This is a genomic window from Deltaproteobacteria bacterium (genome assembly GCA_021737785.1).
In the GTDB taxonomy this organism is placed as follows: domain Bacteria; phylum Desulfobacterota; class DSM-4660; order Desulfatiglandales; family Desulfatiglandaceae; genus AUK324.
Genome location: JAIPDI010000031.1, coordinates 58,274 through 71,286, shown reverse-complemented (window position 1 = coordinate 71,286; position 13,013 = coordinate 58,274). Strand labels below are relative to the sequence as shown.

9 protein-coding genes are annotated in these 13,013 nt (G+C 50.1%); all 9 read left to right on the top strand.

Annotated elements, in window-relative coordinates; genetic code table 11:
• Positions 1 to 349 (top strand): transposase (locus K9N21_15625; protein ID MCF8145346.1); only part of this gene is annotated, 349 nt, incomplete at its 5' end.
• Positions 350 to 676: 327 nt separating this feature from the next.
• The gene (locus tag K9N21_15620) at positions 677 to 958 is read left to right on the top strand and encodes a type II toxin-antitoxin system Phd/YefM family antitoxin (GenBank protein ID MCF8145345.1); all 282 of its coding nucleotides are present in this window, start codon (positions 677 to 679) and stop codon (positions 956 to 958) included.
• Between the two features lie 2 nt (positions 959 to 960).
• Complete coding sequence (locus K9N21_15615; GenBank protein MCF8145344.1) at positions 961 to 1,386, top strand: type II toxin-antitoxin system VapC family toxin; 426 nt, start codon at positions 961 to 963, stop codon at positions 1,384 to 1,386.
• A 304-nt stretch (positions 1,387 to 1,690) separates the two neighbouring features.
• A complete protein-coding gene (locus K9N21_15610; protein ID MCF8145343.1) occupies positions 1,691 to 2,392 on the top strand; it encodes an amino acid racemase in 702 nt (233 codons plus the stop codon).
• A 105-nt stretch (positions 2,393 to 2,497) separates the two neighbouring features.
• Positions 2,498 to 3,244 (top strand): class I SAM-dependent methyltransferase, encoded by a 747-nt coding sequence (locus K9N21_15605; protein MCF8145342.1) that lies wholly within the window; start codon positions 2,498 to 2,500, stop codon positions 3,242 to 3,244.
• A 390-nt stretch (positions 3,245 to 3,634) separates the two neighbouring features.
• A complete protein-coding gene (locus K9N21_15600; protein MCF8145341.1) occupies positions 3,635 to 4,861 on the top strand; it encodes a hypothetical protein in 1,227 nt (408 codons plus the stop codon).
• Positions 4,862 to 5,667: 806 nt separating this feature from the next.
• The gene (locus K9N21_15595) at positions 5,668 to 7,329 is read left to right on the top strand and encodes a fibronectin type III domain-containing protein (GenBank protein MCF8145340.1); all 1,662 of its coding nucleotides are present in this window, start codon (positions 5,668 to 5,670) and stop codon (positions 7,327 to 7,329) included.
• A 962-nt stretch (positions 7,330 to 8,291) separates the two neighbouring features.
• A complete protein-coding gene (locus K9N21_15590) occupies positions 8,292 to 9,365 on the top strand; it encodes a hypothetical protein (GenBank protein MCF8145339.1) in 1,074 nt (357 codons plus the stop codon).
• Between the two features lie 731 nt (positions 9,366 to 10,096).
• Positions 10,097 to 12,883, top strand: a complete 2,787-nt coding sequence (locus K9N21_15585; protein ID MCF8145338.1) for a metallophosphoesterase — start codon at positions 10,097 to 10,099, stop codon at positions 12,881 to 12,883.
• Positions 12,884 to 13,013 lie beyond the last annotated feature (130 nt).

Genomic DNA, 13,013 nt, shown 5'->3' with positions numbered 1-13,013 from the left:
CTTCAGCACTGACAATGTAGAGGAATGCGAAAGCAATGAAATCATCCCCTACATTGCCGCCGGGAGGCAACGGCACAATGAGCTGCTCCAAAACAGGTTCACTGAGCCCGATCCCCTGACTGGCCCCGCGGATCCGGTAACAGAGATGAAACACCGGTTAAAAACAATTGCGGGCAAGGCGGTATATGCCAAGAGGAAATGCACGGTCGAGCCGGTCTTCGGCATCATCAAGGCAGCCATGGGCTTCCGTCAGTTCCTTCTGCGGGGTCTCGATCGGGTTGCGGGAGAATGGGACCTGGTCTGCCTTGCGTACAACATCAAGAGGCTGTATGCCTTAAGTTCACCGTAATATCAAAGAACAAGAAATATTAGGCAATAATAGGGGCAAGATTATAGCCTCAATCAAGCATCATATGCCAATAGCCGGGGTTAAGAGCCTTTGGGCATAACGACCTAACCGCTGGAATCGCCCAGTCAGAAAAATGAGTCCAGCGTCAGCACCAAATTAGGGCTCTAAGGCCGACAGACTGCTAGGCATGAAGCCGCGATGCGGAACCGACAGGTAGGGACGTGGTAACGACCGAGTCATAGAGGGTCTTTCTTGCGGCCTGTCCCACCTCTCTCAGCTTGACATTCTGGTCATAATGACCATAATGATTGAAAATGGAGGATGATTATGGACAAAAGTATTTCACTCGTTGAAGCAAAAGCCACGTTTTCAGAGTGCATCAGGCAAGTTGAAACGGGTACACCCGTGGTGATTACCCGGCACGGGAGGCCGGTTGCCGCACTGGTCCGCCCTTCAGACCTGGAACACCTAAAAGACATCAAGAAAGCAGGCCCGGAAACCGGGCTTGCTGGAATTGCAGGCGGCTGGGAAGACTCTGAGGAATTGGCTGCGATCCTGGACGCGTCCCCTCGTCACGGGCAGCGCGATGTTCTGACCCTTGAGCCCTGACCATGGCCTTTCTCTTTGATACGGATGCGATTTCAGAGCTCTTGCGGCCCCTGCCTGCCAAGCGCTATGTCCATTGGCTCAGAAATATTCCCCGCGAAGAGCAGTTCACCAGTGCCGTGGTCATTGGTGAATTGTACAAAGGCGCTTATCGCTCCCAAGCACGGGATCGACATATCACCAATATAGAGCAGCGTATTCTCCCCTCTGTCACGGTATTGGCCTACGACACTGCCATAGCAAAGGTTTCTGGCCGGATTCGGGCTCAACTTGAAGAAGAGGGGATGATCGTTCCGGATGCAGATCTTCAGATCGCAGCCACAGCTCTTGCTCACGGGCTGGAGCTGGTAACCGGCAATACGCGTCATTTCAGCCGAATAACCGGCCTGAAGATAAACACCGTCCTTGCAGATTCACGGAACAGGAGTTGATTGCTGCGCTTCCTGTTTCAAAACCGATTTCCCTTGGCTTGTCAACTTGTCGTAATATGATCCTGACCGTTGCCCATGGGCTTTCAGCTTTGACCTTTCAGCTTTCAGCTTATGAATCACCCTCTCAAATACCCCCTGCCCCGCTCCTGACAGGAGACTTTTCGGCCTGTTGGAAGGGAAATCGCCATCGGAAACCGACACCCGCATCGACTCGGTGTTGGCCTTCGAAAATGTATAATAGCTGGCTTAGGGATCCATTTACAGCTCCACCGTTAGGTCTCTACCAGAAGATGGAGGTATTCTAATGAAGAGAATCGGCATTATTGGTGGTATCGGTCCGGAATCAACCGTTGACTATTACAAATTGATCATAAGTGCTTTTCATGGAAAACAGGCCGATTTAGGTTATCCGGAAATCATCATTTACAGTGCCGATTTATCAAGCCTTATGAAAATACTTAATGCAAAAGATTGGGGGTCCCTCACCGAATGGCTACTTGAAAAGATCATTGCGCTGAAAAAAGCCGGTGCCGAATTCGCTGTCATTGGCTCCAATACCCCACACATCGTGTACGATCGTGTGAAATCAAGATCGCCCATACCAATGCTGAGCATAATTGAAGAAACCCGTAAAACTGCACAAAGGCGGGGCTTCAAAAAACTTGGTTTGTTGGGCACCAGGTTCACGATGGAATCCGACTTCTTTAAGAGGCCTTTTTTAGAATACGGAATGTCTGTTGTCGTCCCTGATAAAGAAGATCAAGAGTTAATTCATCATAGACTATTTTCTGAAATCGAGCTTGGAATCATAAAAGATTCAACCAGGGAAGAGTTGTTATCCATCGTAAAGAGATTGGTTGATAAGCATTTGATTGATGCGCTGATACTTGGTTGTACCGAGTTGCCCTTAATACTCACTAAAGATGAGTTTGGTATTGCTTTCCTGAATACAACAGCGATTCATGCGGAAAGCATCGTTAAATATTGTATCGGAAAAGAGACCTGACATCGGGCTGGACAAGGTTGCGCGGGAAAGTGCGCCCGCTCACCTGTCAGCCCGGACGTCAGACAGTGACCGAATCTATTCACACCTGTAAGGAGATTTTCTGCATTGGATATTCCACGGATCTTCAACATCACCGAAAGTGCGCACCGCATCCATAACCCGTTCACACCCGAAAAGCTCGCCACTCTCGGCGCGGCGCTACGTCTGGAAACGGGAACCCGAGTGCTCGACCTCGGCAGCGGTTCGGGGGAGATGCTGTGCACCTGGGCACGCGATTACAGAGTCATCGGTATCGGCATCGACATGAGCCAATTGTTCACCGAGCAAGCGAAGCTCCGCGCTGAGAAACTCGGTGTCGCCGATCAAGTCAAGTTCATCCATGGCGATGCTGTCGGCTTCGTCTCTGACGAGAAGGTCGGTGTGGCAGCCTGTCTCGGTGCCACGTGGATCGGTGGGGGAGTCGCCGGCACCATCGAGCTTCTGGCGCAGAGCCTCCGCCCCGGAGGGATCATCCTCATCGGCGAACCCTACTGGCGGCAGTTACCGCCGACGGAAGATGCTGCCAGGGGGTGTCTTGCCGGCTCAATCTCCGACTTTCTCCTGCTTCCGGAACTTCTCGCGTCTTTCGGCCGCCTCGGCTACGACGTCGTGGAAATGGTTTTGGCAGACCAGGACAGCTGGGACAGATACGAGGCGGCCAAGTGGCTCACCATGCGCCGATGGCTTGAAGCCAATCCCGAGGACGAGTTCGCGAAAGATGTTCGCGCCGAACTGACCTCGGAACCCGAGCGCTACGCCGCTTACACCCGTGAATACCTTGGCTGGGGCGTGTTCGCGCTGATGCCGCGGTGATGAGGGGATTACCGGGAACATGATCCGCGAGATGTTCCCACTGAAGAGATGATTCTCATGTCAAAAAATGCTTGCCCCCTGAAAGGAGACTGTGATACTCTTTGAGCAAAAGGTCCCAGCCAACCATCAAAAGAGGCTTGATGTGGAAAGCCTAAGTAATAACTAAACCCCACTTCTGACAATATTGAGGTGGGGTTTTGTGTCTTTAGAGTATTATAAATATTCGGAAGCAACAGCTTTTTTACCTCCATCTTTATTCTAAACAGCAATTCTTTGACCAGCACCAATCATCCTGCAGCCTCGTCGGATTGAGGCGAAGCTTCGCTGATGGGGATTTCATTGTCCCTATTTGGGCAATGGTTTTTGGCACCAGTTTATAAGGGGGTTATCATGAAACGCTTCTCAGGTGTTCTATTCTGGATAACAATACTTGTGCTTTTACCCTTTAGCACGGCTTCCGCCGCCGAAATCTTCAACCGTTATGTCTATGCCAGCTCAATCCGAAGTCCAGTTGAAACCTATGAAGAGGATCGCACCATAACAGGGCATCAAGGCGCTTCCACCAGCCTGGCCTTTAGACTGAGTATTTACGGGTCTACCGGACAGAAGATGCCTCTTTTGGTGCAGGTCCATGAGTGGGGAGGCGATTTCGCCCGCATGGAGGATTTGGCCAGCTACATTCCCGCCCAATACGAATTTGTCATGCTTTATTTCCAGTTCAAGACCTCCACGGAAAATGAGACTAACTGGTGGTTCGGCACGCACTGGGGGGGCGTATGCCGCATGTGGGCTCACGAAGCTGTAATGGAGATCGTCAGAGAGGTTATCGGAGGCTCTTTGATCAATAGCCAGTTCGGCGCGGGCATCGACCCCAACCGGGTATACCTTTTCGGCCACAGCATCGGCGGAACAGGTGCCTGGCAATTAGGTATCCGAAATCCCGATGTATTCGCGGCCATCCATGCCCATTCGGGGTTTGCCCGGTTTACGCCGCCGGTAGGGCCTTTTGAGAATCAATTTGTCAATGACATCGTGGGAGGACCCAGCGAAGGCATAACCATATTGGACGGAATCGGCGCCGCTTACCCAGCCCGGGACTATTCAAATCTGGTCTGGTGGCTGAGCAACTACCACGATTCGGCTTTTGAGATACCTTTCATCAATATCACGGCCGGGACTGAGGATGAAACAGTACCAGCAGCCTCCGGCGGCGATCTCATGCGTCCGCTGTTGGACAGTCAGAAGCGGGGATTCTACTACTATCGACACAGCGGGGGACATTCTGGTGTCGCCTTTGTACAGATGAACTGGATGTGGAACTTCAGGCTCAACCAGAGTTTTCTGGCGTTTACCAACCGAAGCGGCTACGGCATCGGAACCGATCAGACGGTAAGCCCATGGGTCTCGAATGGATATGCCTCCGGCGGCATCAACAACCTCTATGAATTCGGCTGGGACCCGGACAGTATTATCGATCAGACCGGTCAGTACAGGGTTCAATTGACGGGGAGCGGAACAGCAGACGTGACTCTCAGACGGTTACAGGCCTTCGAAGTCACTCCAGGGGGAACGTATCATTACTGGCTGGACAGTGAATCAGAGCCGGCACAACAGTAACCGCGGATGCCGACGGACTACTGACGATACCGGCCGTATCCGGCCCTCGCCTGCTGATCATCAAGCCGGCCGGTGGCCCACCGGCTTCAGTTAACCCGGATATCAGGGCCAACAATTCCGATGGCCCGGTAAGTGTAAACTCAGATGATGCTGTTTCAATTACTGTCAGCCTTGACCCGGGCGGTTACACCGGCATGAACGCCGATTGGTGGGTGGCTTATAACACGTCCATGGATATGAGCGGCGACTGGTATTCATATGTGTATCCAACGGGATGGAAGCAAGGAATAATCCCTTGCCTTCAATCAGGTCTGTTTCAGGTGCCATCCATTGAGGTCTTAAACATGGCCATTCCTGCGGGCGACTACACATTCTATTTCGGTATTGACGGTTCTCCGGATGGCAGCCTGAGCAACCCTTTGTGGTTTGATTGCGTCAATGTCAGCGTCCGGTAAACAACACCGCTTGAAAGTGCCCGGGGCAACCCTTGGATTATCCAGGGGACTCATAAGGTTTGCCGTCAACCCGATTAACGTAAAAAGCGATAAGGCAGTTTTCAAGGGTCCGGCCGAACAGAAAGCCTTGGAAATAGCAGGGATGAGGAGACAATAATCAATAAATGAGAAGGAAGAAGATAGGAGGGTCGAGCTGCTCCGTCTTTTTGAGGAACTGACTTGCCCCCTTCAGGTGATGCAAGTTTTCCTCCCCTTTGGGGGATTAATAATTTCAAAGCACTGGTTTTATCAGCGGTGCATGATGTAAGCTTTTGGAAAATATCAATGAACGAAAAGAGGAAAGGAGGACCGATGAACCGCACTAAACCTTATGGATATCTGGTTATCCTCATGTGGGCCCTGTTTGTTTCGCTGCCCGTTTGTTCCCAAGCTGCGCAATCACCGACTGCACCGGTATTGACAGTGGCCACTTCCGGAACAACGGTTACGCTTTCCTGGAACGCTGTATCCGGTGCCACTGGATATACACTGTTTTATGCCCCGTATCCTTATGCCGGTCCGGAGACAATCGGAAGTATTGACATGAGGGTTCAAACAGGCATTTCCGTCAAGCTTTGGGAAGGCGCTGTTTTCTACGTAGCTGTTCAGGCGTACAACAGTGCCGGGAACAGTCCTTATTCCAATATCGGCTATTTTTTCATCCAGGCCTCGATAATTCCTGATACCACCGATGGCGTATATATCTGGGCTGATCAACTGCAAACGTACAATGATGGTCAGAATCAATTTGTGGCAGGGCACTTTGTGGGATCACAAAAACTCACGAAAGACCGCATAGATGCGATTCGAGCTTACAACGCTGGTTTCATTGTGTTGCAATATCATAAAGCCTATGGGGTCGATATTGGGAATAATATCGTTGGTCCCTATGAGTGGGGGCCGGATATCGCGACAATGAATGAATTTGTTGCCAGCAACCCGGGATATGGCGATCTGGAAAATTATTACATTCACTGGACAAATCAGAAAGACGCTGCTCATCGTGTCCAGCATTACTGGGCGGGAAATCTGGAGTATCACCTTGCGGATATCCGGAATGCCGGTTTTCGCGCTTACTTGATCCAGAAGATGATCAAAAGATGTAAAGAAGTCGGATTTAACGGAACATTTTTTGATGTGGCCTTTTTTCCCTGGTATGAATATGAGCCGGACTACGATCCATCAGTGGGGTTTGGTGGGAATGGTATGATGTGGTATGAATACGCTCCCTGGAACTGGCCTTCAATCGATCACGACGCTTCAACACTTGCCCAGAACTGGAACTCGCTGGCCGTGCCGTACTGGCAGGAGATTACAAGCGGATATCATTCCGGAGAGACGAAGTATTATAGTATTGTTAACTGTGACCGTATGGTTACCGGCTGGTATGAACATGTCTACCTTGACCATGTTGACGGAGGCCTGTCGGAAGGCTGGATGACCGGTGGGGATAGCAATGACCGGCTGGTGGGCAGTGACTGGGGATTATCAGCATCCAGAATTTTGCGGTACCTTACCGGTAACGACAAGATTCTCATTGCGCAACCGAATAATGGCTGGTCCGATAATATAGCCTTGCGTGAATGGTGGATAGGGAACTATTTTTTGCTGAAGAATGATAAATCATTTTATAATTATGCATATAGTATGGACGTCTACTGGTGGCCTGAGTATGAGATCGATCTTGGTGCGTTCATGCAAACACCAACAAAAAACCTGGGCGATCTCCTTGTGACGGGTACACAGAGCTTGTATGCAAGAACCTATGAAAACGGGCTTGTGCTGGTCAATCCGGGAGAAAGTTCTCAACAATATGCTCTTGAAGGAACTTATTACCGTTATAGCTTCTCTGGAGGTGGGTATGTTACTGAAAATACAAAACCGGCTATGTCGATAGAACATTCCACTCCCATGAGCGGGACCGTTTCTATTCAACCGCATACTGTGCTAATCTTGTGGAAACCAACCGGTTAGAAACTACCTATCAGTTGCCGGATGGATTTCGTCATGCATAAATGGGGCTAAGTTCTTAAGTTTTGGATGGAAGCAGAAGGATCTGATGAGTGTTATGGGACCTGCGATTCTGATGTAAAAGGGCGAGCGATCCGGTGGCATTTGATTTTTGTAACCTAAGTGCCCGGTAAGCTTAGGACCTTTCTAATTTGAGAAGGCCTACATCGATATTGTTGACGAGATTTAAGAGGATCCCTTACGGCGTCCCCATTTAGACACATAGAGATTGTCGGGGGCGGAGCATTTCCTGATTTCCTGATTACAAAAACAAGGGGCTATGCCTATCGGCTCCGGTCGCTGCCATAGGCTGCAACAAGCGAAGATGTTTCCTAGACAGATGACCTGGCAAGACCTCATCCCAAGGCTGCTCGACTCCCGTTTTCCTGTCACCCCTCACCCCCACGCTTCGGTGTGGTCCTTCAAGGCGCAAGGTCCGCTGAGCAGAGAATTTCTCCATCCCACTGCCGGAGGCATGCGGATTGTCGTTTGTGGTTGTCTCTGCTACAAACGACAAAGCTAGATTCCTTTGCGTCCTTTGCGACTTGGCGGTGAAGATGTCTATTTGACCAATTAAATGCGGGAGCGACGCGGCCTGACCGCTGAATGCGGACGCTTCGGCATTTCTCACCAATTCTTTCAATTTTTGCTTGACATACCCGCCAGTTGCACTATTATTCCCAATGATAAGTCAGTTAAGGTTTCTTCCCATGGACCATCGTGTTTTAAAAGGGTTGAATCAACAATCATCAATCGACAATCATAAATCCAGTGCGCCATTAACCTTAAGCCTTTCAGCTTTCAGCTTATGGATCATCCCCTCAAATACCCCATACCCCGCTCCTGACAGGCGCCTTTTCGGCCTGTTGGGAGGAAAAACCCGAAAAATTCAACAACGTTCCCGCAGCATCAATGAAAGGAGGCTAATGATGAAAAGGGCATGGATGTTTTCTTTGGCTTTGTTTTTGGCGGTTGCTTTCAGCGGTAATGTTTTGGCCGGCAATATAGGGAAAAAGGCGAGAAAACCGGCCATCCGCGTAGCATCTGAACGGATCGTGGACCTTCAGCGAACGGATTTAGATTGGGAAGGGACATGGTACTGGTATGTCGGGAGCACATACAATGCGACCAACCTGACAGGGGTTACTGCGCTGGGTCTCTTGGAGGCCTATCTCGATGACAAGGACCCTGTCTGCCTGGATGCTGCTGTAAAGGCGGCTGAGTTCATCCAAACCCATCTTGGTGCGGGCGCGACAGGCATTCAACACCACGTAAGAACAACCGCACCCGATGTCGTATTCCTTCACCACCTTGCGCAGGCAACCGGAAATCAACTGTATGCGGACCGGGCGGTTCAGGAGTGGTTCAATATTACCTCCTTCGTTGATTTTGCCACGCCAGGGAATATGGATGCACTGTTCCGGTCCATCAATCGTGCGAGCATCTGGGATATCGCCTTCTTTCTGGAGGCGGCTTATCTTTCAGGCGATTTTGATTGGGCAGACGGTGCGGCAGCCATCCTTGCCGATACGGAGGATGATTTCTACTATGGTGACACCGGCTGGTATGCCCTGAACTTGGCCGGCGCGATCCGCGCCCTGGTGGGGTGTGGGTACGCGGATCTCTATTATGATCAGGTCATAGAATTGCTCTATGATCTTATTGCCGTTGCAGGAAAAGGGAATGGCGTTGACGGCTATATCCAGGATACGGCTTACGCGATCATGGCCATGAAGATGGTGGGTGGTGCGGCCACAGGATACGCCAACAATCTGGCCAAATGGCTTTCCAGTCAGATGGACGAAAACGGCGGCTGGCTGGAAGTGGGTTATGAATATCCGGAGATCAACGGCGAAGCCGTTCGGGCCATGACCGCAACCATCGGCCAGAACTTCAGTATAGGCAGAATCAAATCGTCCGGAAAACTAAACTCCTCCTGGAGAAGAGCCAAATATGGGAAGCCGGCCATTCCGTTTAATGGCGAATGGGGTGAACGGTAAACCGGGAACGTCCTCGGCGCAAGCTGCGGAGGCGCTTCCCCATGTTTTTTCAGGATCAAGACAGACTATGTGGCCAAGGCATCAGCCATGAGCCATGTCCTGGAGCACCCTCTCAAATACCCCATACCCGTCTCCTGACAGGAGCCTTTTCCGCCCCTGTCGGGAGTAAAAATACTTAGCCACATCCGTAGATCTCAACTTCTGCAGGCCAAACTCAATTCCGGAATAGGCCGGTTCGCGGTGCCTGACGTCTAATATCGGGATTTCAACATGGCAAAACACAACCGTCTACCCAAATACAACAGATTCCTGAATCCCCTGGTCCAGGCCCTCCGTGACCTTGAGGCGTCGGGTAGCATCGATACGGATTCATGCAACGGTTTTACCTTATGACTATTAAATGTCAGAGACATTAGGTGATAAAATACGTGGTGTTCATCTAAGTGGACAACGGAGATCGTGAGAAATAAGATACGGCAAACAAGGATCAACAGCAGACCTGACCCCTTTTCATTTTTTCGGTTTCGCTCTATTTGCTTTATACATTTAGGTGATATTGGCACAACGCACATTTGCCCGAAAATCCTATGCATATGCTCTTATCAGGGCAAATCTACTTGCTAATCAATGGTTCGATAACCAGGTGACATTTAGACATTATTAACACTATTTCAAGGTATTCCGAAAAGATGACTTCAATAATACGCTGGCTTCATTTATCAGATTTTCATGTGGGGAAAGATGACTATGCAGGCAGAAAAATGTTCGACTATATCATTGAACACATTCGCCGGAGAAAGAATGAAGGCTTTGTCCCAGATTTTATATTCTTTACCGGCGATTTAGCAGACAAAGGGAAGGCCTGCGATTACGAAACATTTTGGCTTGAGTTTGTATCTCCTCTCCAGGACGTAATAGGCGGTGATATCTCATCCCGGACCTTTGCGGTGCCCGGAAATCACGATGCAGACCGCGACTATCATCAAGCTTTTAGCCGCGAAGAAATGTCTGCCCCCAAAAGTCGCTATTTCGATCCTAACGAAGAAGGCAAAAAACTTCGTGAAATGCTATTCCCGCGATTCAATTCATTCGTTGAAAACGACTGTAGTCCAACCAAGGGAGATTTTCTTAAAGAGCAGGGAGCCTTTGCTCACCTACTCGATATCCACGGTAATAGTATTGGAATTACCGGCATCAACACAGCATGGCTGAGTAAAGACAGTCACGACGAACGGAAGCTTACCCCTGGCAAAGCTTTGCTCGAAGGAGTCCTGGATAATATTAGCGAGGCTAAAGTTCGTATCGTTTTAGGGCATCATCCCATCGACTGGTTTATTCCAGCAGAGCAGAGATCACTCAAGAGCCTTCTCGGGAAATGCCATGTCTTGTATCTGCATGGTCATCTGCATGATGCCTGGGCGGAACCAACATATGGTGGAGGCCATCAGTTTCTAACCATCCAATCCGGTGCTGCTTTTCAGGCACGAGATGGGGAAATGTGGCGTAATGGTCTTGTTTGGGCCGAGCTGGACTTGGATGCACAAGAAGTACGCCTTCAACCTCGGAGGTGGGAGCCCAATCAACAGGCGTGGATTCTTGCAACCGATGCTTTTCACGAAAATCACCGAAAAGGAGACTGGTGGATTTATCCACTTCCAGATACGTCGCGTGCTCTAGATTTGGTTAAAAATGCGGCACTACCAAATGTACATCCTCCTCCAGGATGGGGTGTCTTTGATCCCAAAGTGTTAAGCCAATACATTAAACCCCTAGAAGAAGAGAGGGCGATTAGATTTTTTAACGGTGCAGTTCCTAGTTGGTCCATGGCCCTATCCACTTCTATCCCCAGACGAAGAATTGTCGGAGCGCTTGCTTCGCATTTCCAAGAGGCAGAAGGATCTGCGCGTCCTATCGTCACTATCTTGCTGGCTGCAAGTTGTGAAGGAAAAACTACAGCCCTGCTTCAAGCGGCTTGGGAGGTGACTAAGGAAAGACGCGGATGGCGTATCTTGCGACGGTCAGACGATGCGGCCCCAATGGAGTGGAATGCCCTCGCGCCTTTGTTGGTTGCGGAATATCGCTGGTTAGTGTTGTTGGACGAGGCCGATCTTATCGCGAAAGACCTTATCGCTATTCTCCAGAAAATTCCTGCTGAGCTCCAGGGAAGGGTTCACTTTTCACTAGCCTCCCGGGATTCAGATTGGATAGCGTCAAGAGCCAATCTGGAAAACTGGGCAAGTGTATGTACCTTTCAGCAGGAACGCCTTACCGGACTTGATAGAGAAGATGCGAAAGCCATTGTCAATGCCTGGAATGCTTTTGGTACCCGAGGGTTAGGCAATCTTGCCGAGATACCAGAAGAGCAGCGAGTCGGTAATCTCGAGCGGCAAGCCCGAGAAGAAGCAAAGACAAATCAAGGTGCTTTCTTCGGTGCGCTTCTCGCCGTCCGTCACGGGAGTGATTTGCACACCCATGCACGTCTGATGCTGGAAAGGATTGGGCAGCGAAAAATACCAAGCGGTGGCACCCTGATGGATGCTCTTGCCTTTATCGCAGCAATGCACGCTGAGGGGTTGGGATTCTTGTCCCGTCCCGTCTTGTCCCAAGCATTGTCTTGTCCTCTAGAAAAATTACATCGGCATGTACTCGCCCCTCTCGGGCAGGAGGCAGCGGCTACAGGCACATCATTGTTTATTTTCACTCGCCACCGTCGGATAGCGACTGCTCTAATCACTGTTCTGGAAAATGATTTTGCTACAGATCTCGGAGCACTTTTTACAACCCTTGGGAGATCGGCTATCAATACCTTCAAGGATGGTAATCGTGTGCCGCAGCTTGCCGGATGGCGTTATAGCTTGCCTGAGCATTTTTTTAATAGTGACAGAAAAGAATTGGCCTTGGATATTGCCCGTGCTGTTCTCTCGTGCGAACCCGGAAATCCAATGACACTTACAAACTTGGCAAACTTGTATCGAAAAGCAGACGATCCAGAATTGGCCGTAAGGTTGTTTCGTGAGGCTCTGGACATCCTTGAGCAAAAAGAGCGGGGGTTCTACTATGAGTGGGCTACTGCCGAAGGGAGCTGCGGTGATCAAATGGCTGCTAACTTACTTGCCGCCTATTCCATTAGTGATAACTGTCCAGACCAAGGCCAAGTAGATAATGACCGAGCGAAAATAAGCTTGGCGGGGCTCGGGGTAAGTTTCGGAGAATTATTTACAAGCTACCATGAAACAGCATTCCGCGACGCGCGTGCAGCAACCGCAGTACTTGGTCTGCAGCTCCATCTTGACCAAGAAACGAAAGGTTATTTTCAAAAGCATCTCCAAGAAGCCATTGCCGGTGGGGCGACAGCGCCTGATTTGGATACCTCGTTCAATTTGTTCAGGGAAGGTGTTATCGCTGCAGAAGCCATAGGTGTTGATGCTGAAGTTTCTTCTGCGCTTCCACCTGCGACGTCCCTTACTTATGATGGGTTGCGGAGGCTAATTTTTGCATCCATGTCGGTCTTGAGGTAAAAAATGGACTGATCTCGTCTTGGCCTTTAAGTCTTGAGTATTTATGAAGACGAATATCGAACCACTAAATCCAGCGGACGCAAAGAACCGCGCCGCTGATTTAAGCGTTGGGCTGAATTTAAGACCGAGG